A 22,377-nucleotide genomic window follows, 5' to 3' on the forward strand; every position below is an offset into this window, starting at 1 on the left:
CATGCCGACCAACAATCGTGCGGGCGTAGACCGCACCCCGCTGCACTACCGCAATCCGTCGATGAGGTCGACGCGTCGTCGTGTTCCTCGGCGCACGACGTCGAACGACGAGCAGAGCAGACTGCGGCGACAGGCGGCCGCGGGGCGGATGTTCGTACCGTCGGCGCTGACGATTCTCGCCATCTGCGCGGGGCTGACGGCGGTGCGCGCTGTCATCGACGACAACGTCAACCTGGCGATGGCACTCGTTGTGGCCGCGGCGCTGCTCGACGGCATCGACGGCCGCGTGGCGCGGCTGATGGGAGCGACCACCAAGATCGGCGCCGAGATCGACTCACTCGCCGACGCCATCAACTTCGGTGTCGTGCCTGCGCTGATCATGTATCTGTATCTGCTGCAGGGATACGACCTCGGCTGGGGATTCGCGCTGATCTACTGCTGCGCGATCGTGCTGCGGCTCGCGCGATTCAACACCCTGCTCGACGACACCGACGCCCCCGGCTACACCCGCGACTTCTTCGTCGGCGTCCCCGCACCCGCTGCTGCCCTGGTGGTCCTGCTGCCGATCGGACTGGCACAGCAGTTCGGCGACGGATGGTGGACCTCTCCACTGGTCGTCGGATTGTGGTTGGTCGTGGTGGCGCTACTCGCGGTCAGTCGGGTTCCGACGGCATCGCTCAAGACGTCGTCGGTACAGCCGCGCAAGCTGGCGGGCCTGTTGATCCTGGTCGCGATAGGCGCAGCGCTGCTGCTCACATACCCGTACGTGCTGATGATCATCCTGGTGGCGGCCTACGCCGTGCACATTCCGTTCGCGTGGCGCAGTCGGCGCTGGGTGCAGGCGCGGCCGGAACACTGGGAGGCCCCGCCCGCCGAGCGCCGGGCCGAGCGTCGCGCAATCGCGCGTGGCCAGCCGCGCCGCGTGCTGCCGCCACGCAAATCGACCGCGCGACTCGGCCTGCACATCCCGGGCTCGGAACCCACGACCGCCCAGAGTGTTTCCGACACCTCCGCCACCGACGCCCCTGCTGCCGACGTCCCTGTTTCTGATACTCCAGCCGGCGGTGACGCCCGGTGAACGCGCAGCTCACGCTGACCGCGCGGCTCAACACGTCGGCGGCCGATTCCCGACGCGGGATCGTCCGGGCGCATCCCGAAGCGCTGACGGCGCTCGGACTGCGTGAGTGGGACGCAGTGTCGATCACCGGTGCACGGGTCACCGCGGCCGTCGTCGCGGCAGCACCGTCGGGAACGCCGACCGGAACGTTGCTGCTCGACGACATCACGTTCTCCAACGCGGGCATCAAGGAGAACGCGTCGGTCGTGCTCGCCGGGGTTGCCGTGTCCGGCGCGGCGCGGGTCGTCGTGACCGGTTCGGCTGTCGCGAGTCGAGGCGTCGACGAGGCGACGCTGCGTCGCGCGCTCCTCGGAAAAGTGCTGTCGGTCGGGGATGCGGTGTCGCTTCTTCCACGCGACCTCGGCCCAGAACTGACCGCGAGCGCCGCGACCCGCGCGCTGACCCTGTCGGTCGGGATCACGTGGACCAACGAGCTGGTGACGGTCACCGCAACCGATCCCGGGTCGCCGGTCAGCGTGCAGCCGTCGACCGCCGTTCTCTGGGCGACGAGCGGCGTCGACACCACGCCCGGCGCCGTCGGCAGTGACGCACGCGCCGTCGATACGAATCGCGGAGGTGTCGGCGACGATCGTGGCGCTCGCGGAGAGAATCGTGGCGCCCTCGGCGCCGCATCGGGTGCCGTCGGCGGGGTCGGGCGCGGCTGGCTCACCACGCCGCCGGGCGTCGCCTCGCCCGGGCACGTGGCGCGGCCGGCGTCGGAGTTGGTCGGCGTCGACGCGCAGGTCGCGAAGCTCACCGAGTGGCTGAGCATCACGCTCGACGAGCCAGGCGTGCTGCGCGCACTCGGGGCCACTCCCCGACTCGGCGTGCTGATCTCCGGTCCGGCAGGGTCGGGCAAGGCGACGCTCGTGCGATCCGTCTGTGCCGCAAGGACATTGACCACGATTGACGGACCGACCATCGGATCACTCGAGGCGTCGGCCCGCCTCCGCACGGTCAGCGACGCGGTCGCCGATCTCCGACGCTCCGACTCGGGGGTACTGCTCATCACCGACGTCGACGCCCTGCTGCCCGCCAAGTCCGAGCCGGTCTCGACGCTGATCCTCGACGAATTGCGCGCGGCGATCAGTCCCACCGACGCGACGTCGACCTCCGACGACCACATCGCGTTGATCGTCACCACTGCCGAACCCGCGGGCCTCGACGAACGTCTGCGCGCTCCCGACCTGTGCGACCGCGAACTCGTCATCGGACTGCCCGACGCCGCGCGGCGCGCGCGAATACTCGGGGTGATCCTCACCGGAGTCCCCACCGACGGCGCACTGAACCTGGACCAGATCGCCGCGCGCACACCAGGTTTCGTCGCAGGCGATCTGGCGGCACTCGCCCGCGAGGCCGCATTGCGTGCGGCTGCGAGGGCAAGCGCCACCGATGCGACGCCCGCGCTGACCGATGACGATCTCGTCGGAGCACTCGACGTCATCCGACCCGTTTCACGTCTGCGCACACCCGAGGTGGCTGTCGGGTCCATCACCCTCGACGACGTCGGCGACATGACCGAGACCAAGCAGGCGCTCACCGAGACCGTGCTCTGGCCGCTGCAGCACCCCGACACGTTCACGCGACTCGGCGTCGATCCGCCGCGCGGTGTGCTTCTCTACGGGCCACCCGGGTGCGGCAAGACGTTCGTCGTACGCGCGCTCGCGGCGTCGGGCATGCTCTCGGTGCACATGGTCAAGGGCGCCGAGCTCATGGACAAGTGGGTCGGATCGTCGGAGAAGGCGGTCCGCGACCTGTTCGACGCCGCACGCGAGTCGGCACCCTCGCTGATCTTTCTCGATGAGGTCGACGCCCTCGCGCCGCGCCGCGGCCAGTCGACGGACTCAGGCGTCGGCGACCGCGTGGTTGCCGCGCTGTTGACCGAACTCGACGGCGTCGAACCGCTGCAGGACGTCGTGGTCCTCGGCGCGACCAACCGGCCCGACCTCATCGACCCGGCGCTCCTCCGCCCAGGGCGGTTGGAGCGACTCGTGTTCGTGCCGCCGCCGGACACGCAGGCGCGCGCCGACATCCTGCGAACCTCGGGCCGAAAGGTGCCGCTCGCCGACGGCATCGACCTCGACGCCCTCGCCGCCGACCTCGAGGGCTATTCGGCCGCCGACTGCGCCGCACTCCTGCGTGAAGCGGCGCTGGCTGCCATGCGCCGCGACATCGACGCCGCGACCGTCACCGCCGACGACGTCGTCGACGCCCGCACGCGTGTCAAGCCGTCGCTCGACGCCGCACAGGTCGAGAACCTGCGCGCCTACGCCGAGCGACGGCTCGAGTGACAGACCTGTTCCGTTATGCAAGGTCCTCTCGCACAGCGTGTTACGGACCCGTCACTCAATGGTGAAGGAAGATGTCTTCGACGCTCCGGAGACGCGGTCGACCACCACGATCGAGTAGTGCCCCGGTGTGCGGTAGAGCTTCGTGTTCGATCCCACATCGCCCTGACACTCTGCCGTCTTGTACGTGGCGTAGCCGGTACCGGGATATTGCACCTCGATCTGACAATTCTTCCCCTTCACCTCGGCATTCGAGCGATCGCGCGCAGACCAGACGACTCCTGGCGCAAATCCCGTGTCGTACAAGGCGGGTCCGAGGTCTCGCCCGAACCAGCTGTAGACCTTCACAGACATGCTCGCCACACCGTTGGGCGACGGCTTCACCGGGGCGCCCGGGTTCGGGTCCGATGATCCGGCCAACAGCGTACCGATGAGCTCCGACAACGGATCTGGCGCCGGCGCCGCAGATACCGGCCCGGCGGCAAATGTGGCTGCGGCTCCAGCTGCAAGCACACCGGCAATGATCTTGCGCTTCATGACTTCCCCTCGCGAACGTTGAATGATGTTGCGGGCCAGGCCAATACATCATCACAGTGCGACGTGACGACCAGAAACCCCGAGCATCGACGACGCTACGCAATCGCATCACGTTGAGCTAGAGAAGATTCGATGATTCGTCCGAACGTAGGGCATCGAATCATACGATCACATTACGAAGTCTGCCCGGCCTGTCCGTTTGGCGCCTGGCCATCGGGGACCTGGCCACCGGGAACCTGGCCATTGGGAACCTGGCCGCTCGGCAGCTGGCCGTTGGGCGTCTGCCCCTGTTGGCCAAAGGGGAACTGACCGTTCTGACCTGTTCCCCCGCCATTCGTACTCCCGCCATTCATCCCGGGGCCGTTCATCCCGCCACCGTTCATTCCCGGCATGCCGCCGCCGTTCATTCCAGGCATCTGGCCGCCGTTCACTCCGGGGCCGCGCATCTGGTTCTGGCTCGACGAGTTGTCGTGGCCGACGACGTACCCGGCGCCGAAACCGAGCAGTCCGAACCCGACGGCAAGTCCGATCCCGCCCGCGATGATCGCGTTCTTGATCTTCGGCGGCACCTGGTCGGCTCGCGATTGTGCGGAATCAGCCACCGCTGGTGACTCTGCCCGCCAGGCCGACTGCACGCTGGTGGGTTGCGCGGACGTCGGCTGCTCGGCGGTCGGACTCCCGGGACTCGTCGGGAACTCGGGGTTCGTCGGGTGTTCTCCGGTGGTGGGTGCGGACATCGTTGGGGGTACTCCCTGCGTTCGGGTGCATCGTCGGCCAGCGCCGACGTTCGGCGCGTCCGCGACGCATCAACAGTGCCGTCCACGGTGCGTGGCATCCCTGGCGGCCCACTGCCCGCTCTCTGGCAATCGGCTGTGAACCTCAGGTCGTCGTGATCGTGTAGAACACCGACGACCCGCCAGACGCGGCGGCGGGGGTGACGCCCGCGCTCACCCAATACGTTGTGCCACTCTTATCCGCTGTCAGCACCACGACGGACTGGCCGTTCTGCGACGTTCGTTGCGACTCGGTGTAACCCGCGTCGGTCAGCTTCTTGACTGCGGTGTCGAGGACGTTCGAATCGCTCGCGGGCGCCTGGACCGTCACCGACCAGCCCTTGCCCGCTGCGCCCGACGCGCTCAACACCGTTCCGTCGATGAGGGGTACCTGATCGGAGGGAAAATCAGACGGTAGTGCCACTCCCTTGAGACCGCTCTCCTCCTCGGACGCACAAGCACCGATGACCAGCGCAAGCGCGCACGTCAGCAGAACGACGGTGAACCTGACTAAGCGCGACATGACTGCAACGGTAAGATAGACGAGCGGGCAGTTGCTCCGTGACACCCCGCCAGACGACGAAAGACGGAGTGCCCTTTGATCTCGGTGTTGGCCGCGTTGGCCGTGTGTGCGCTCATCGCACCCGCCATCGTTCATGCGCTCGGCACCAGGGGTTTCTACGTACTCGCGTTGGCTCCGCTCGGCGGACTGATCTGGGTTTTCCTCAATTGGCCGCATGCGCACGACGCCCCTCGCGTCGAGACGGTCACCTGGGCCCCGACGCTGCAGATGGATTTCGTGATGCGTTTCGACACGCTCACGGCCATCATGTCGGTGCTGATCCTCGGTGTCGGGGCACTCGTGCTCTGTTACTGCGCCAATTACTTCGACGACGCTCGCCCACGGGTCGCCATCTTCGGTGGCGAGATGATCGCGTTCGCCGCGGCGATGTTCGGTCTGGTCGCCAGCGACAACATGCTGATGCTCTATATTTTCTGGGAGCTCACCACGGTGTTGTCGTTCATGCTCGTCGGCTTCTACCACGTCCGCGCCACCTCGCGTAGATCCGCGACGCAGGCACTGCTCGTGACCACTCTCGGCGGACTAGCGATGCTCGTCGGCATCATCATGCTCGGCGAACGCACCGGGTCGTATCTGCTCTCCGACCTCGTTACGCACCCGCCGTCGAGCGGCATCTTTGTCGACGTCGCGATCGTGCTGGTGCTGATCGGCGCCGTCAGCAAGTCCGCGATCGTCCCGTTCCACTTCTGGCTGCCCGGTGCGATGGCAGCGCCGACACCGGTCAGCGCATACCTGCACGCCGCAGCGATGGTGAAGGCGGGCATCTACCTGATCGGACGGCTGGCACCCGGCTTCTCGGGCCTCACCAGTTGGCAGGTCATGACGATCGGGCTCGGCTGTTTCACGATGGTGCTCGGTGGCTGGCGTTCGCTGCGCGAACTCGATCTCAAGCTCATCCTCGCGTTCGGCACGGTCTCGCAGCTCGGCTTCCTCGCCGTGCTGTTCGGCATGGGCGATGCGAACGTCGCGATGGCCGCGCTGGCGATGCTGGTGGCACACGCAATGTTCAAAGCCGCGCTGTTCATGGTCGTCGGCATCATCGACCACTCGACGGGTACCCGCGACATCCGCAAGCTGGCCCGCCTCGGACACCGTCTACCCGTCCTCGCCGTCATCGCCGCCATCGCGGGCGCGAGCATGGCCGGACTGCCATTCACCATGGGGTTCGTCGGCAAAGAGACCGCGTTCGCGTCGATCTGGGACACCGGCTCGCTGCAGCACTGGCAGGCGGAGACGGTCGACTACGTGCTGCTGGCGGGATCGATCATCACGATGGCGTACACGACCCGCTTCCTGTGGGGCGCGTTCGGCCGCAAGGTGCGCAGGCTTCCGAGCCGTGTCGTCGCACAGATGCATCCGCCGTCGGTCGCGTTCCAGACGCCACCCGCGATCCTGGCTGTACTCGGCGTCGTCACCGCTTTCCTGAGTCCGCTGATCGGCGAGGCCTTCGAGCCCTACGCCGAGAGCCTGCCGTCGTACGGCCACGAGATCGAACACCTGGGCATGTGGCACGGCTTCGGCCTGCCTGTGGTCTTCTCGATCATCGTCATCGTCGGCGGCGCAGCACTGTTCCTACTGATCAGACGCCTTCGGGATGTACTGTTCCGCTACCGCCCGCTACTCAACGCCGACCGCATCTACGACGCGACGCTGCGCGCGGCCGACACACTCTCGCTGACGCTTACTCGCAACACCCAGCGCGGTTCACTGCCCATCACCCAGGGCGTGATCATGTGCACCGCGATCATCCTGCCCATCACGGTGCTGTTCCTCGGTTCACGTGATCGACTCTCGCCACGCGGTTTCGACTCGTCGATCGAGGTGGTGATCGGAGGGATCATGGCCGCGGCCGCGCTCGCAGCGGTCCTGCTGCGTAACCGACTCGCGGCGACGCTGATCGTCGGTGTCACGGGCTACGGCTGCGGCGTGCTGTTCGCGCTCTACGGCGCCCCCGACCTCGCGCTCACCCAGTTCCTCGTCGAGACGCTCACCCTGGTCATCTTCGTGCTGGTCCTGCGCAAGCTGCCCGCAGAACCCGAACCGCGCCACGCGACGAGGTTCAAGGCGGTTCGCGCGCTCATCGGCGCGGCGGTCGGTGTGAGCCTCGTGGTCATCGGACTCTTCGCCGCTGCCGCGCGCAATTCACAGCCGGTCTCGGTCGACATCCCCGAGGCCGCATACAAGTGGGGACACGGCGCCAATGCGGTCAACGTACTGCTCGTCGACATCCGCGCGTGGGACACGATGGGCGAGATCAGCGTGCTCATCGTCGCGGCGACCGGCGTCGCGTCGATGGTGTTCCGCAACCGCAGATTCGGTGCCGCGCCGCGTGTGTCCGACGCCGCACGCATGCTCGCGAATGGTCCCAACGGTGGCCCGAACGGCCAGAACGACGAAGACGACGACCCGATCCCACCAGACCGCACGACGTGGCTGCGCGGCAGCGAGTTCCGCGACCCGCGCCACCGGTCGATGGTCTTGGAGGCGACAACCCGTCTGATCTTCCCGACGATGGTCGTGCTCTCGGTCTACTTCTTCTTCGCCGGCCACAACGCTCCCGGCGGCGGGTTCGCCGGTGGCCTCACGATGGGTCTTGCCCTGGTGTTGCGCTATCTGGCGGGCGGCCGCTACGAACTCGGCGAGGCGCTGCCCATCGAACCCGGCAAGTTCCTCGGTGCGGGACTGTTGATCTCCGCGGGCACCGCGGCGACCTCGATGCTGCTCGGTGCGCCCGCGCTCTCGTCTGCGGTTCTCAAGGTCACGGTGCCGCTGCTCGGCGACGTCAAGATCGTCACCGCACTGTTCTTCGACCTCGGCATCTACCTGATCGTGGTCGGCCTGGTGCTCGACATCCTGCGGAGCCTCGGCGCACGCCTCGACGTCGAGACCTCGGTCCCGGCGGGCACCGTCATGCGCGTACCCGGGGAGGTCAGCCGATGAGCGTCAACCTCGGACTCCTGGTCATCGTCGCAGTCCTCGCCGCCTGCGGCTCGTATCTCCTGATGGAACGCAGCCTGATCCGCATGCTGCTGGGTCTGCTGCTCGTCGGAAACGGCATCAACCTGCTGATCATCACCCTCGCGGGTCCTCCGGGTAATCCGCCGATCCTCGGCAGGACGTCGGATCACCGCACGCACGACGCCGACCCTCTCGCGCAGGCGATGGTCCTCACGGCGATCGTCATCACGATGGGTGTGGCCGCGTTCATCCTCGCGATGGTCTACCGGCTGTTCGTCCTCAACCGAGACGACGACGACGTCGAAGACGACGTCGAGGACCTCAAGGTGCTCAACACCAGCCTGCAGACAGCACCTGACCGCGACCGCAGTGACAACCCCGAGACCGGCGCCGACACACCACTCGGCGACCTGTTCGACGACGAAGGCAACCCGCTGACACCCGAGGAGTACGCCGCACTGCACCGGTCCAAGATCGAAACCGACCTCATGCCAGAAGACGACGACGTCGTCGACGAGGTCTCGCGCGAAGAGGACGAACTCGCCGAGGCCGGCCTCGACGTGGTCGACATGACGTGGCCGCTCGGCAACGACCTGCAGGATCCGGACAAGCCCTATCCCGGAACGGCCGACCCGCGTGATCCACCGCAGCCGGGAGACGATCGATGATCCCCCAGCCCTCGTGGATTCCGGTTCTCATCACGCTGCCGACCCTCGTACCGCTGCTCGGTGCCGCGATCACACTGCTCGCCGGTCGCAGCCCGATCCTGCAGCGCGCAGTCGCTCTCGTCGCGATCGGTACCGCGCTCGTCGCGTCGGGCATGATGCTCTACCTCACCGACGAACACGGGACGTTCTCCCTCCACATCGGCGGGTGGGGCTCGAAGGGGTACCCGAACGGTCCGCTCGGGATCACGTTGGTCGTCGATCCGCTCGCCGCGTTGATGCTGGTCGTCTCGACGGTCGTGCTGCTGTGCGTGGTGAGCTACGCGATCGGGCAGGGTATCCGCGACGGAACGTCGCAGCAGCCGGTGTCGATCTTCCTGCCGACCTACCTGATCCTGTGCGCAGGCGTCTGCAACTCCTTCCTCGCAGGCGACCTGTTCAACCTGTTCGTCTCGTTCGAGATCCTGCTGTCGGCGAGCTTCGTACTGCTCACACTGGGTGCCAGCGGCGAACGCGTGCGTGCGGGGGCGTCGTACGTGATGGTCTCGATGCTCTCGTCCCTGGTCTTCCTCTCAGGCATCGCATTCGCGTACGCGACGACCGGCACACTCAACCTCGCCGAGATGGCACTGCGACTCGATACCGTGGCCGATGGCACCCGCAACGCGCTCTACGCGGTGCTCCTCGTCGCATTCGGTATCAAGGCCGCGGTGTTCCCACTGTCGTCGTGGTTGCCCGACTCGTATCCCACGGCCCCCGCGCCGGTCACCGCGGTGTTCGCAGGCTTGCTGACCAAGGTCGGTGTGTACGCGATCATGCGCACACACACGCTGCTGTTCCCCGGCGGATCGATGGACTCGATCCTCATGGTCGCGGGCCTGCTGACGATGCTGATCGGCATCTTCGGTGCGATCGCGCAGTCCGATATCAAGCGACTGTTGTCGTTCACGCTCGTCTCGCACATCGGCTACATGATCTTCGGCATCGCGCTGTCGTCGCGACTCGGACTGTCCGCGGCGATCTACTACGTCGCGCACCACATTCTCGTGCAGACGACGCTGTTCCTGGTCGTCGGCCTGATCGAGCGACAGGCGGGCTCTGCGTCGTTGCGCCGACTCGGCGGTCTGATCGCCAGCCCCCTGCTCGCAGGACTCTTCCTGATCCCGGCGCTCAACCTCGGCGGTATCCCGCCGTTCTCCGGGTTCATCGGCAAGGTCGGGTTGCTCGAGGCGGGCACACGCGACGGGTCGGTGCTCGCGTGGTTGTTGGTTGCCGGTTCGGTGATCACTAGCCTGTTGACCCTCTACGTGATGGCCCGTGTGTGGACCAAGGCGTTCTGGCGACCGCGTGCCGACGCTCCCGAGGGCGAGCTCGCCGACAGCGCACCGTCTGCCCTCATCGACGAGCGTGCCGACATCTCGTTCGACGACCGCGAAGACGTGGGCCGAATGCCGACGTCCATGGTGGTGCCGACCGCGCTGATGGTCGCAGCCGGTCTCGTGCTGACCTTCTGGGCAGGTCCGATTCTGCGCTTCACCGACAGTGCCGCCGACAACATCACCGACCGCAACAACTACATCGTCAGCGTGCTGGGAGGTGACAGATGACGGACGAACACCCCGAAAAGCGCGATCCCGGAAAGCACGACCCGGCTCAGCAAGCCCAGCGTCGCAGCTCCGGTGCGGTACGCGCGCCCGGAAAAGGGCCCGTGAGGTCGTTCCTCGTCAATGCGTGGCGCGTGTCGCTGCTGTTCATCTTCTGGAACACAGTCCGCGTGTTCGTGTGGCTCCGTGAACACATCCGCCTGCCCGGCCGCATCGCGGGCGACGGCCGTGAACTGGCCGTTCGACTCTGGGTTCTCGCCTGGCTCACCTTCGTCTGGGTGTTGCTGTGGGGCACGGTGTCGTGGGCCAACATCATCGGCGGCATCGTGCTCGCGCTGGCCATCTCCATCCTGTTGCCGCTGCCCCGGGTGCCGGTCGAGGGTCGCATCCACCCGGTGTCGGTGCTGTGGCTGGTCGCACGGCTGATCGTCGACTTCTTCGTGTCGAGTGCGCAGGTCGCATGGGCCGCGATCCGACCCGGCTACCGCCCGCTCGGCGCGGTCATCCGAGTGCGGGTGGCAATCAAGTCCGACATGGTGCTCACTCTCGCCGTCGACTATCTCAATCTCGTGCCCGGCACCATGGTGCTGGAAATCGACCACCGTCGTCGGCTGATCTACGTGCACGTCTTCGACGTCCGATCGGACAAGAAGGTGCGCGCGTTCCACCGGCAGATCGAGTTTGTCGAGCGAATGTTCATCAAGGCATTCGAGCGCGATAGCGAATGGCACCCGAGCCCGTACCACGGCATCGACGACGACTATCACCACGTACGCACCGCCGAGCGGGCGTCGATCAAAGCGGAGCAGAACCGATGAGCGTCGTCTGGGTGATCGTGGCCGCGCTACTGCTCGTCGCTGCCGTGCTGACCGCTGCCCGTGCGCTGATGGGACCGACAACCCTCGACCGCCTCGTCGCGCTCGACACACTCATCGCGCTCGCGATGTGCGGTCTCGCCGTGTGGGCTGCCTACAGCGGCGACACCACCGTCGTACCCGGCGTCGTCGCGCTCGCGCTCCTCAGCTTCGTCGGATCGATCGCGATCGCCCGCTTCCGAGTTCGGGACGACCAGACATGAGGGGGCAACGACCATGATCGTCGACATCGTCAGCTCGGTCTTCCTCATCCTCGGTGCACTGATGGCGTTCACCGCGGCGCTCGGAGTGTTCCGGTTCCCCGACACGTTGAGTCGAATGCACGCGGCGACCAAGCCCCAGACGTTCGGACTGTTGCAGATCCTCCTGGGAGCGATCATCCAACTCGGCGACAACGTCGACGTTGGAATGTTGATTCTCGCCGGCCTCTTCGCAATCATCACGGCACCGGTGATCGCGCATAGAATAGGCCGATTGGTATACCAGGAACAACGTGCCCAGGACGGATTGATCGCGAAAGAACGTTTGGACCGGGGCGATATCGACTGATCTCGTCACAATCACCTGTGAAGCGTCGCTTCCTACACAGTGTTCGGTCACAATTATGTGGGGGATTCGTCCTCGCGCCATCCGCGCGAACGATGAGCACGCGGAGGTGAAGGAGTGGCGTCGGTGGCGAAGCGGTTTGATCAGCGCTCGCTCGCGATGCTGTGCAGCCAGGTCGGTGCTGTCCCACTCATCGCATTCGGGCTCTCGTCGAATTCCTTCCTCATTCCCGGCACCCACTGGGTATTGGTCCTCGTCGGGATCTTCACGCTCTTCTCGGTTGCGCTCACGGTCCGCGCCGGCAAGCTCACCGATCGGCAATTCACGCTCGACGGTTTCGGCGGGATGCTGGGGATCGCGGCTTCTGCGGCCGTCATCGCCGACGATGGCTCGGCCATCGCCGTACTCGTCCTGATCGCCACGGTGCCCGCCCTCACCGCCATGGCATCGCCGCAACGTCTCGTGGTCAGTTTCGTCGTCGCGGCAATGGCTCTCGCGTGCGCGGTCATGGCCGCACGCGCCACATCGCCGACCGCTCTGGCCGTCGGGGGTGGCGCGGTTCTGATGGCGATCGCAATCCCGACGATCATGGTCACGATGCTGCGTCGCACCCTGTTGTCGTTGCTCGCGGAGCAGGCGAGACTGAGCATCACCGATCCCCTCACCGGGGCCCTCAACAGGCGAGGCCTCTTCGACGGCGCGGCAGCGATGTTCCGCTCGGCCCACCGGGCGGGCAGAAGCATCGCGATGCTCGTCATCGACATCGACCACTTCAAACGCATCAACGACGCCCACGGTCACGCCGCAGGCGACGCGATCCTCGTCGATGTGACCACACTGCTGCGCGACAACGTCCCCGACGACGCTCTGGTCGCGAGAACGGGCGGCGAAGAGTTCACCGTGCTGGCGGTCGTCGACGACGAGGGGCAACTGCGCGACATCGCTGCACGGCTGTGTCTCACCGTGCACGCACATGCGGGAGTCACGATCAGCGTCGGCGGCGTAACCGCCGACCCCAAGGAACTCTACGACGACGACTCCGCACAGACGCCTCATGGCCTCGACCAGCTCATCGCTCCGGCCGACCACCTTCTCTACGCCGCAAAGCACCTCGGTCGAAACCGGTCGGTCGTCTCGTCCATCGCCGAATTCAGCTGGCGCGCCGCCGATACAGCGGCGACGCGGCCAGGTCGTGCGCCTGCCCCTCCGGCGACCTCTGGAACAAGCACACCGCGCGAACTCGCGGATACCGCCGCCATCAGCCGCGTGCGGACGAGGAGAGAGTCCATGATCGAGATCCTGCACCCCTACTACGACGCCGCGCGGATCGCGCAGCTCACCGACGCGTCACACCGCGAGCTGGTCGACATGTGGCCGTCGGCGATCGAGGAACTCCGCGCGCTCGACGCGCTCGAGCACATCGAGCCGGGGTACTCACCACACGGGCTCGTCGACTTCGACGACCCCGCCGTCATCGACGACCGCACACGGTACGTCCTGATCAACTGGCGGAACACTGTCGTCCGAATGCCCGACGCCGAACTGTTCTACCGACTCAAAACAGCGCGCAACCGATTCCTGCTCACCGGCTCCGAGCAGGAGCGGTGGCATGACGCCACGGTCGCCGTCGCGGGACTTTCCGTCGGCTCGTCGGCGCTGGCATCGTGCGCGCTGACCGGTGCCCGCGGTTTCCACATCGCCGACTCTGATCGCCTCTCACCGACCAACCTCAACCGCATGTCGGCTTCGATCTGCGACGTCGGACTCTCCAAGATCGACATCGCCGAACGCCGCATCCTCGAGGGTGATCCGTACTCGTCGGTGACCCGGTTCGCGCACGGCTACTCGACCGACGTGGCCGACGAATTCCTCGGAGTGGCGACGGGCAAGCCGGTCTCGGTGATCATCGAGGAGATCGACGACGTCGCGATGAAGATCGACATGCGTCGACGCGCTCGCGCAGCACGCATTCCGGTGGTCAGCGTCACCGACATCGGCGAGAACGTGATGCTCGACATCGAGCGATACGATCTCGATCCCGAGCACCCGATCTTCCACGGACGCGGCGAGAACTTCAGCCCCGCCGACGCTGCCGACCCGACGCAGCGACTCGACATGGCGATGGCGATCGTCGGCGACAATCTGACGTCGCGGATGGCGTTCTCCGCGGGTCAGGTCGGTCGGAGTCTAGCGTCCTGGCCGCAGCTCGGCTCGACCGCTGCGATGTCAGGCGGCCTCGCGGCCGCGGCTGCCCGCAACATCGTGTGCGGACGTCCGGTCGTGTCCGGACGCTACGTCCTCGACATCGAGCACATGATTCTGGCCGAGCGCGAATACCACGAGATGCAGTGGAACGAACTCACCCCCGATGTGTTCGCCGCGGTCTTCACCGAGAGCACAAGCGAGCGACCGACGACCGGTAGGCCGCTCGCTTCCGAATAGCGTCGTCCGAATAGCGTCGTCGTAATCGCTCACGCGACATCGACGGAATCCGCATCGAATACGTGGGAGATTTGCCGGAATTCCGCGCACATTGTTCTCCACACCGCGGGTTCCGCATGACGCGCAAGTGCATCGCGGTCCCAGAACATGGCCTGCGTGCGATACCTTTCGTCCGGATACGGCGTGAACGGAATGCCGGTATCCACCCGACCGCCACCCGACTCCCACCTGGCAAGCACATAGTCGGCCGCCGTGGCGAGCATGTGTCGGGTGTCCGTCGCCGCCATCACGATCAACGGTGTGCGAGCGAGAAAGCCCGCGGCCGCCGCTGCGTCGACCGACGTCGGATCGACGAACGCCGATTTCACCTCGATCAGCCCTCCGGCAAGGCGCGCGCCGATCGCTCTGATCAGCGCCGACTGTCCCGGTTGACCGTCCCATTCGGAGACCGCATGCGACTGATGCGGCAGCGTATACGGCCCCTGAACCCGCAGCCCACCGACCACATCACCCGCGGAATTGATCACCGCGCAGAACACCGTAGTGCTCGAACCGTCGCAAATCGCGTCGTAGTCGAGTGCGTCGTCGACGCCACGCGCCGAGTACGCGGCGTGAGCGCCGTCGAGGTATTGGCGCCAGAGGTCGGGGACGATACTCGGCGATGCGACGATCATCCTTGCATCGCTGGTGACGTCGGAGACGACGATCGGATCGAGCAGGCCGGGGATGTTCGGGGCAGGGCTCGACAAGGGCAGGACAGCTGGCATGGCTGATTTCCTTCAGGGGGCGAGATGAGACGACCCTCTGATTGTGCCGGTTTCCTACCGGAAAGCGGCAAGTGAAATCAATTACCCGCGAGATCCAACGGCACACACTCCGTACGCAAATGACATTTTCGCAACAATTGTGAACGGCGCGCATTGTCACGCGCGCATTCTCAATCCAGTTCCGACACCACCGATGCAACCACGGCACGCATGTCGCCGGTGTGCTCGTGGACGCTGCGCTGTCGCTGGTAGCTGGCTCCGTGATCGACGATGTCGATCACGCGCGCGAGTTCGTCGATGCACCCGAGTTCCTCGGCGATCGGCTCAAGTCGTTTGAGCAACACGGTGAGGTCGTCGGTGACAAGCCGCTCATCGCAGTCGGAATCGAGAATGACGATGGCCTCGAGGCCGTAGCGCGCGGCGCGCCACTTGTTCTCCTGCACCAGCCACGGCGCCATATGCGGGAGCTCTTCACCCGCCGACAGCCGACGATCGAGATCGACGACGAGACAGTGGATGAGCGCGACGATCGCCGAGAGCTCCACCAGATTCGTCATCCCGTCGCACACCCGCACCTCGATGGTGCCCAGGTGCGGTGAGGGGCGGATGTCCCACCGGATCTCGTTGAGGTGGTCGATGATTCCTGTGGTCTTCTGATCGGCGACGAACGCCTCGAACTCGTGCCAGGTCTGGAACTGAAACGGCAGACCCGCAGTGGGCAACTGCTGGAACATCATGGCGCGGTTGCTCGCGTAGCCGGTGTCCTGACCCGACCACATCGGAGACGACGACGAGAGCGCGAGGAGGTGCGGATAGTAGTTGAGCAGCGACGTGAGAATCGGCAGCACCTTGTCGCGTCGGTCGATACCCACGTGCACGTGGACACCCCAGATCAGCATCTGCCTACCCCACCACTGGGTGCGATTGATCAACTCCGCGTACCGGTGCCCCTCGGTGAGCAACTGCGTCGACCACTCCGCGAACGGATGCGTTCCGGCGCCGTAGAGGTCGACGCCGAGTCTGTCGGTGACCGACCGCACGACGTCGAGTGTTGCCGAGAGGTCGTCGATCGCCTCACGCGTCGTCGTACTCACACCGGTCACCAATTCGACGGTGTTGCGCAGCAACTCCTTGTGGACCTTGCCCGCTCGGTCGGGGGCACGGCGACCGACCTCGGCGAACAGCTCTGCCGCCGAGTTCGACAGATCACCGGACACCTTGTCGGTGAGTGCGAACTCCCACTCGACGCCCAGCGTCGGCGTCGGCGAACCGGAGAACTCGATCGGGATGATCTTCGGCATCGATCAGGCCTTCCGCTCAGACCGGTGCCGGTCAGACCGGTACCGGTGTCGCGTCAGCCCTCGACGGAGATGACGCCGCATGCCAGGCGTGAGCCCGCGTCGCCGGTCTTCATCGTCTCGGCGTCGGGCACCGGTGCGTAGCGAGTCGGGATGTTCGCGAAGTTGTCGGGCTTCTCGTGGATGATGATCGACTTGCCTGCGACCTGATTGAGGTTCACCGAGTCAGTCGTGGTCACGGTCTCGCCGGTGCCGTCGGCAAGCACGTTGATGGACACGAGGTCGCCGCTCGAAGGATGACCGGTGTGACCGTCGACCTGCAGGTGGCCGCCCGCCGACGAGAACGGCGTCGAACCGCTCGCCTCGCACACACCGTTCTCGTGGATGTGCATGCCGTGGAAGCCCGCCGCGATGCCGTTGCTGACCTTCACGTCGACGCGCAGCGACGATCCGCTCGGCGTGAACGTCGCGGTGCCGACGGTCTGACCCTTGGTGTCCTTGAGTTGGGCGGTCGCCGACTCCTTGGCCGAGTTCGGGATGTTGTCGGCGTCGTCGACAGATCCGGGAGGTGCCTGATTGCCGGTCACGACCGACGGCGTGGTGCCGGGGGTGTCCGACCGTGGCTCGTCGGGAGTACAGCCGGCAAGTGCCGCGGCGATGGCGCCCGCAGCACCGAGCGCGAGCACGCTGCGCAGGGTCTTCGAGCCAAGTGTCGAATTGCCGGTGGTCATGAAAGCTCCTAGAGATCCGTTGGGCCGTCGAGTGAACAAAGTCGGGTGAAGAGTCTTGCCGTGCCAGAACTCATCGGGTGACCACCACCACAGCGATACCGTCCCGGCACATCGTGAACGACGACGGGCGCTGCTCGACACTGGGACTCGAACCCAGCGCGGTCGCCACCTTCTGTGCTTCCGCCTTCTGCGACGAGTCACGGTAGAGGATGGTGTTCTCGGTGAAGCTGCCGCCGTCGTAGTTGGACGGGCTGGACATGGTGAAGCCCTTGGCCTTGAGGTCGTCGGTGACCTCCGATGCCAGACCAGAGACCGACCCGGCGTTGATCACGCAGAGACGCTCGCTTGTCGAGGCGCTCGTGGCAGACGACGACGCGGGAGTCGACGTGGTGGCAACGCTCGCCTGGGCGTCGCGGAGGCCTTCTTCCGGACTCTGTCCCGACGTCGCAGCGGAGTGCCAGCCGAGTCCGACGAACACGACAGCCACCGCGAGGAGCAGCATGGCCCCGGCCCGCAAGGGAAGGCGATTGGGCTCGCGATCAGCATTCATCACCGATGACCTTAACGCACACGCGGCGGGCAACCGCGCTCAGCGCTACGTGATGTCGAAGCCGAGCCGCCGCGCTGCACGGGCCTTCTGACGCGATGCCCGCAGCCGCCGCAGACGCTTCACCAGCATCGGGTCGGCAGCGAGCGACTCCGGACGATCGACGAGCGCGTTGAGTACCTGGTAGTACCGCGTTGCCGACAGACCGAACAGCTCTTTGATCGCTTCTTCCTTGGCCCCCGCGTACTTCCACCACTGACGCTCGAACGCCAGGATGTCGTGCTCGCGTCGCGACAGACCATCCGGACCCACCTCGTGAGGATCGACGGATTGGCCGGCCGCACTCTGCGTTGTCGGTTCGGGTGCGTTCTCGGGTTGATCACCGTGCTTGCGACTACGCGCTGCTGCGCCGTCCATCTTGCTCCCTCACGCTCGCCTCCGGCCCTACCCGCGTCGGCTCCTCGACGGGGTCAATCGGCGTACCACTCCGGTGACAGAACTCGGGCTACGAGTGCGCTGACCGTCGAATGACACCGATGTGGTTCGTGACCATCTAACCACGCCCGCAAGCGGTCAACCGCGTGTGACTCGCCCGGTTCGGTCGCTCTTATCGAGCCGAGCACAGAAGGCCCAGGGCAGTCGCCGTCATCCGCGCGCAGTAGGCTTTTCACTCATGTCTGTGCTTCCGATCTGCATCGTCGGCGAGCCGGTCCTGCACCAGCAGACCGAGTTGGTCGAACTCGACGACGACGGTCGTCCGTCTGACGAGATCGTCACCCTCCTCGACGACATGTACGAAACCATGGACGCCGCGCACGGCGTCGGCCTCGCCGCCAACCAGGTGGGCGTCGGCAAACGGATGTTCGTCTACGACTGTCCCGACGGCGACGCGGGTCGCGCCTCGGCCCGGCGACGGGGCGAGGTGATCAATCCCGTCCTCGAGACGTCGGAGATCCCGGAAACCATGCCGGATCCCGACGACGACGAAGAAGGCTGCCTGTCGGTGCCCGGCGAGCAGTTCCCCACCGGCCGTGCCGAGTGGGCGCGGGTCACCGGCGTCGACCGCAACGGCGACGAGGTCGTCATCGAGGGCAACGGATTCTTCGCCCGCATGCTGCAGCACGAGACCGGACACCTCGACGGCTTCCTCTACGTCGACGTCTTGATCGGACGCAACGCCCGCGCCGCCAAGAAGGCCATCAAGAAGCACAAGTGGGGCATTCCCGGCGTGGCCTGGATCCCCGGCGAGCAGGCCGACCCGTTCGGCCACGACGACGTCGACTGACCCCCCCGACCCCGACCCCGACCCCGACCCATCGACCCCCACCGACGGGACACGCGATGAGCGAGCAACCCTCGAGTCCCGATCCGGCACGTCTTCCCCCTGCACGTCTGCCCCCTGCACGTCTGCCCCCTGCACGTCTTCCCACCGACGCCTACCCCGGCGACCGCGTCGTCGTGCGGTATCTGCTCGGCGACGCGACACCCGCAGACTGGCGGCACTCACCGAATCCGGCTCCCGCGTCGACGGCAGCGCCCACGATGTCCGACGTCACGGGGTTTCTGGTGGAACGCCCCGATACCGAACGCACCGATGCCGAATGCACCGATACCGAACGCCCCGATACCGGGGACCTCGACTCGACGCTGCTGATCGAACGCGACGGAACGGTCGAGTCCATCCCCCGCGAGTCGGTCGTGTCGATTCGCCTCCTGTCGGCACAACCGGTGCGCAACAGCGCGATTCGCGACCTCGAGCATGCAGCGGCGCTCGCATGGCCGGGCGTCGAGTCGACGTGGATCGACGGCTGGCTGGCGCGTGCGGGTGCAGGATTCTCCCGTCGCGCGAATTCTGCTGTGCCACTGGACCGTTCAGCACGCGCCGACGCCCCCACGCTGCGCGCCCTCACCTCCTGGTACGCCGAACGGGACCTGCCCGTCCTACTGGCGCTGCCCGAGCGACTGATCGCCGCGCGCACAGTAGGGGGCGAACCGGCCAGCCCGACGGTTCACATCCTGACCCGCACCCTCGACGACTTTCCCGGTGCCACAGATGATTTCCCAGGTATGACAACGGGACTCGGCATCACGGGAGAACTCGACGTCGAACTCGCTCCGACGCCGAGCGCACGGTGGGCACAGTCGTACAGCCGCGGTCGAGACACCGATCTCGTTGCCGCCGTGGTCGGTTCGGCACAGGGGCCGGTGACGTTCGCGACGGTCGTCGACGAGAGCGGGACGCTGATCGCGACCGGCCGAGCAGCCGTCACCTCGTCGCCGTCCGGCGTCGCGTGGCTCGGCATCACCGCGCTGTGGACCGAGCCGTCCCACCGTCGGCGCCATATCTCTGACGCCGTACTCGCCCGCCTGATGACCTGGGGAATCACGCACGACGCGCAGTCGGCGTACGTACAGGTCGAAGCAGACAACGCTGTTGCCGGACGCTGGTATCGCAGAAGGGGATTCGCCTTGCACCACACCTCTCACTACGAGTCGATCGCCTGATGTCGGCACGTAAGCCGACGGTCGCGCAGCGTCGTCGACAAGCCGTGGTGTCGGCCGTCGCGCTGGTCGTGATCGCGCTCGTCGTCGTAGCGACGTGGCTGATCAACCGATCCGACGACTCGAACTCCGCCGCCCAGTCGGCCTCATCGACGTCATCCACCGCGAAGCCGTCGTCGAAGAAGCAGTCGGGCACAGCTTCTCAGGGCGGCACCGCCTCTCGGACAACGGTGGCACCGACCGCGGCGGCATCGGTTCCGGCGCAGGTGACCAAGACGCTGTCGCTCATCGACGCCGGTAAGTGGCCGCCAGACGACGCGTCGGGGACCAAGGGCGGGACCAACTTCGGGAACTTCGAGGGTCGGCTGCCGAAGAAGACGTCCTCGGGTAAGCGGATCACCTACACCGAGTGGGACGTCAACCGTCGCGAAGCGGGAAGAAGCCGCGATGCGGAACGTATCGTGACGGGAAGCGACGGTTCCGCCTGGTATACCTCCGACCACTACAACACCTTCGTCCAGATCCGAGGCCCCAACCGATGAGCCAACTCCGATGACCTCAGGCGCGGGAGGCGACAGCATCTCCGACACCGGCATTCCCCTGGCGCGTTTCCTCGACGCCGCGTCCCGGAAGGGGCCCGCCGTCGGACTCTGGGTGGGCAGCCGACCACCGAGCGCGCCGTCGTCGTACGAGTACCGCGAGGTGACCGGCCGAACGATGACCACCGTCAATGGTCTCTACGAAACCTATGCGCGCGCATGGGATTTCCCCGACTACTTCGGACACAATGCCGATGCGTTCGACGAGTGCATGCGCGAACTCGACGACTCCGCCGGCCCCACCGACAGTCCCGCGGGGTACCTGACCGATATCGTCGACGCCGACCGCCTGCTCGCCACCGACCGCGAGGCCTTCGACTGGTTCGCGACGTCGCAGCTCCGCTTCCGCGACCACTATCGCGACGTCGCCGTGCCGCACAGAACCTTTGCGACGCTGCTCGAAACCTCGGCAGATCGACGACGCGAGCTGATCACCCGTTGGCGTCGTGCGGGAGTCACCGTCGTCACCGTCGGCGACGACCGTCGACTCTGAGGTAAACCACCCAGAGACAACCGACGCTGAGGCAGCCCACCCTGAGACAAACGACCCACTACAGCGCATGTGGCCGAATGCTTGTTGCACCGTGCCGCACAGGGTTACGTTGACATCACCCCTGCAGACAGACGGGGAACCCACGACGTAGGGAGTCGATCATGACCATTCTCGCCGCTACCGAGGTACTCGCACGATCGACGACGACGACAAGCGTCGGCTGGATCGGCTACATCATCATCGGCGCCATTGCCGGATGGATCGCCGGAAAGATCGTCAAGGGCGGCGGATCAGGAATCCTGATGAACATCGTCATCGGCATCGTCGGTGCACTGATCGGCGGATTCCTGCTCAGCTTCTTCGTCGACACAGCGTCCGGCGGTTGGTGGTTCACACTCTTCACCGCTGTTCTCGGCGCAGTGATCCTGCTGTGGATCGTCGGGTTGGTACAGAGCAGGCGCTGAGTTCATTCGGGCCGGGCCTGTCGGGGCAGGCCCGGCTCGCTCTCAGGCGGGAGCGAGCGGAACAACCCCGGGATGTCCGTCGAGATAGTGCTTGGTGAACGTGCACACCGGGCGCAAGCGGGCGCCCTGGGCCTTGGCATAACTGATCACGCTGCGCGTCAGGCCGGTACCGAGGCCGTGACCGGTGTATTCGTCGTAGAGCACCGTGTGGAGAACGGTCAGCGTTGTCTCGCCGTCGACCGTCTCGCTGGAGTATCCGAGAACGCCGACGAGGTCGCCCGCCACCCATAGCTCAAATCTGTCGCGGGTGGGGTTGTGCACGACCTGCGCTATCTGCTGCAGGATCGATCGGGCCGACTGGGTCGGCCGCTGGTGATACTTCCGGTGCATGGCTCGTCCATCCCCTCTTCAGGCTCGTTCGCAGCGTCTACACAGCTCACTGAGCGCTGCGTCCGGTTCCCCTCCGGGCACGACGGTGTGTGATCGCAGTCACATCGTAACCTGCGGAAGCGTAGCTTCAAGGGCTTTGAGACGAGACCACCGGTATCGAGACGGATTCATCGCAAACGTTCGCCCGCGGTTCACCCG

Annotated in this window: 23 protein-coding genes; 14 read left to right on the forward strand and 9 right to left on the reverse strand. The window is 66.0% G+C overall.

Annotated features, from left to right (window positions below; genetic code table 11):
- Window position 1: 1 nt before the first annotated feature.
- Complete coding sequence (locus GOSPT_RS13115) at window positions 2–1,078, forward strand: CDP-alcohol phosphatidyltransferase family protein (protein WP_051993888.1); 1,077 nt, start codon at window positions 2–4, stop codon at window positions 1,076–1,078.
- Window positions 1,075–3,408, forward strand: a complete 2,334-nt coding sequence (locus GOSPT_RS13120) for an AAA family ATPase (RefSeq protein ID WP_005206683.1) — start codon at window positions 1,075–1,077, stop codon at window positions 3,406–3,408. The genes GOSPT_RS13115 and GOSPT_RS13120 overlap by 4 nt, the downstream gene beginning before the upstream one ends.
- A gap of 51 nt (window positions 3,409–3,459) precedes the next feature.
- On the opposite strand, the gene GOSPT_RS13125 is transcribed toward GOSPT_RS13120, so the two are convergent.
- The 3 genes from GOSPT_RS13125 to GOSPT_RS13135 all read right to left on the reverse strand — a co-directional run bounded on the left by GOSPT_RS13125 (window position 3,460) and on the right by GOSPT_RS13135 (window position 5,238).
- Complete coding sequence (locus GOSPT_RS13125; RefSeq protein WP_005206684.1) at window positions 3,460–3,942, reverse strand: hypothetical protein; 483 nt, start codon at window positions 3,940–3,942, stop codon at window positions 3,460–3,462.
- A gap of 173 nt (window positions 3,943–4,115) precedes the next feature.
- Window positions 4,116–4,679, reverse strand: coding sequence for a hypothetical protein (locus GOSPT_RS13130; protein ID WP_005206685.1), 564 nt, complete (start codon window positions 4,677–4,679; stop codon window positions 4,116–4,118).
- 142 nt (window positions 4,680–4,821) lie between these two features.
- Window positions 4,822–5,238, reverse strand: coding sequence for a hypothetical protein (locus GOSPT_RS13135; protein WP_005206686.1), 417 nt, complete (start codon window positions 5,236–5,238; stop codon window positions 4,822–4,824).
- 75 nt (window positions 5,239–5,313) lie between these two features.
- Between GOSPT_RS13135 and GOSPT_RS13140 the strand changes: the two genes are divergently transcribed.
- From GOSPT_RS13140 to GOSPT_RS13170, 7 genes are all read left to right on the forward strand, one after another.
- A complete protein-coding gene (locus GOSPT_RS13140; protein WP_005206687.1) occupies window positions 5,314–8,238 on the forward strand; it encodes a Na+/H+ antiporter subunit A in 2,925 nt (974 codons plus the stop codon).
- Window positions 8,235–8,924 carry a Na(+)/H(+) antiporter subunit C gene (locus tag GOSPT_RS13145; RefSeq protein WP_005206688.1) on the forward strand — a complete coding sequence of 230 codons (690 nt, stop codon included), beginning with the start codon at window positions 8,235–8,237 and terminating at the stop codon, window positions 8,922–8,924. Before GOSPT_RS13140 ends, GOSPT_RS13145 begins: the two co-directional genes overlap by 4 nt.
- Window positions 8,921–10,528: a Na+/H+ antiporter subunit D gene (locus GOSPT_RS13150; protein ID WP_005206689.1), complete on the forward strand. Its 1,608-nt coding sequence runs from the start codon at window positions 8,921–8,923 to the stop codon at window positions 10,526–10,528. The genes GOSPT_RS13145 and GOSPT_RS13150 overlap by 4 nt, the downstream gene beginning before the upstream one ends.
- Window positions 10,525–11,343: a Na+/H+ antiporter subunit E gene (locus tag GOSPT_RS13155; RefSeq protein ID WP_005206690.1), complete on the forward strand. Its 819-nt coding sequence runs from the start codon at window positions 10,525–10,527 to the stop codon at window positions 11,341–11,343. Before GOSPT_RS13150 ends, GOSPT_RS13155 begins: the two co-directional genes overlap by 4 nt.
- Entirely contained in the window at window positions 11,340–11,603 is a 264-nt protein-coding gene (locus GOSPT_RS13160; RefSeq protein WP_005206691.1) for a monovalent cation/H+ antiporter complex subunit F, read from the forward strand. The genes GOSPT_RS13155 and GOSPT_RS13160 overlap by 4 nt, the downstream gene beginning before the upstream one ends.
- A 13-nt stretch (window positions 11,604–11,616) precedes the next feature.
- The gene (gene mnhG, locus GOSPT_RS13165; protein ID WP_005206692.1) at window positions 11,617–11,949 is read left to right on the forward strand and encodes a monovalent cation/H(+) antiporter subunit G; all 333 of its coding nucleotides are present in this window, start codon (window positions 11,617–11,619) and stop codon (window positions 11,947–11,949) included.
- 123 nt (window positions 11,950–12,072) lie between these two features.
- Complete coding sequence (locus tag GOSPT_RS13170; protein ID WP_039855965.1) at window positions 12,073–14,388, forward strand: diguanylate cyclase; 2,316 nt, start codon at window positions 12,073–12,075, stop codon at window positions 14,386–14,388.
- Between the two features lie 29 nt (window positions 14,389–14,417).
- Here GOSPT_RS13170 and GOSPT_RS13175 read toward each other — a convergent pair whose 3' ends face one another.
- The 5 genes from GOSPT_RS13175 to napA all read right to left on the reverse strand — a co-directional run bounded on the left by GOSPT_RS13175 (window position 14,418) and on the right by napA (window position 18,148).
- Window positions 14,418–15,155 (reverse strand): hypothetical protein, encoded by a 738-nt coding sequence (locus tag GOSPT_RS13175; RefSeq protein WP_005206694.1) that lies wholly within the window; start codon window positions 15,153–15,155, stop codon window positions 14,418–14,420.
- A 170-nt stretch (window positions 15,156–15,325) separates the two neighbouring features.
- Entirely contained in the window at window positions 15,326–16,456 is a 1,131-nt protein-coding gene (locus tag GOSPT_RS13180; RefSeq protein WP_005206695.1) for a glutamate--cysteine ligase, read from the reverse strand.
- A gap of 53 nt (window positions 16,457–16,509) precedes the next feature.
- A complete protein-coding gene (sodC, locus tag GOSPT_RS13185) occupies window positions 16,510–17,184 on the reverse strand; it encodes a superoxide dismutase[Cu-Zn] (protein WP_005206696.1) in 675 nt (224 codons plus the stop codon).
- A 70-nt stretch (window positions 17,185–17,254) separates the two neighbouring features.
- On the reverse strand, window positions 17,255–17,734 hold the full coding sequence (locus GOSPT_RS13190; RefSeq protein WP_005206697.1) for a LytR C-terminal domain-containing protein: 480 nt from the start codon (window positions 17,732–17,734) through the stop codon (window positions 17,255–17,257).
- Between the two features lie 45 nt (window positions 17,735–17,779).
- Window positions 17,780–18,148 (reverse strand): nucleoid-associated protein NapA, encoded by a 369-nt coding sequence (gene napA / locus GOSPT_RS13195; protein WP_005206698.1) that lies wholly within the window; start codon window positions 18,146–18,148, stop codon window positions 17,780–17,782.
- 256 nt (window positions 18,149–18,404) lie between these two features.
- On the opposite strand from napA, the gene GOSPT_RS13200 reads away from it, so the two are divergent.
- The 5 genes from GOSPT_RS13200 to GOSPT_RS13220 all read left to right on the forward strand — a co-directional run bounded on the left by GOSPT_RS13200 (window position 18,405) and on the right by GOSPT_RS13220 (window position 21,789).
- A complete protein-coding gene (locus GOSPT_RS13200; protein ID WP_005206699.1) occupies window positions 18,405–19,016 on the forward strand; it encodes a peptide deformylase in 612 nt (203 codons plus the stop codon).
- A 56-nt stretch (window positions 19,017–19,072) separates the two neighbouring features.
- Window positions 19,073–20,236, forward strand: coding sequence for a GNAT family N-acetyltransferase (locus tag GOSPT_RS13205; protein WP_005206700.1), 1,164 nt, complete (start codon window positions 19,073–19,075; stop codon window positions 20,234–20,236).
- On the forward strand, window positions 20,236–20,775 hold the full coding sequence (locus tag GOSPT_RS13210) for a guanyl-specific ribonuclease (RefSeq protein WP_005206701.1): 540 nt from the start codon (window positions 20,236–20,238) through the stop codon (window positions 20,773–20,775). The genes GOSPT_RS13205 and GOSPT_RS13210 overlap by 1 nt, the downstream gene beginning before the upstream one ends.
- A gap of 10 nt (window positions 20,776–20,785) precedes the next feature.
- Window positions 20,786–21,325 carry a barstar family protein gene (locus tag GOSPT_RS13215; protein WP_005206702.1) on the forward strand — a complete coding sequence of 180 codons (540 nt, stop codon included), beginning with the start codon at window positions 20,786–20,788 and terminating at the stop codon, window positions 21,323–21,325.
- A gap of 161 nt (window positions 21,326–21,486) precedes the next feature.
- A complete protein-coding gene (locus tag GOSPT_RS13220) occupies window positions 21,487–21,789 on the forward strand; it encodes a GlsB/YeaQ/YmgE family stress response membrane protein (protein ID WP_005206703.1) in 303 nt (100 codons plus the stop codon).
- A gap of 42 nt (window positions 21,790–21,831) precedes the next feature.
- Here GOSPT_RS13220 and GOSPT_RS13225 read toward each other — a convergent pair whose 3' ends face one another.
- Window positions 21,832–22,179: a GNAT family N-acetyltransferase gene (locus tag GOSPT_RS13225; protein ID WP_005206704.1), complete on the reverse strand. Its 348-nt coding sequence runs from the start codon at window positions 22,177–22,179 to the stop codon at window positions 21,832–21,834.
- Between the last annotated feature and the right edge of the window lie 198 nt (window positions 22,180–22,377).

This window comes from Gordonia sputi NBRC 100414 (assembly GCF_000248055.1).
Classification (GTDB): domain Bacteria; phylum Actinomycetota; class Actinomycetes; order Mycobacteriales; family Mycobacteriaceae; genus Gordonia; species Gordonia sputi.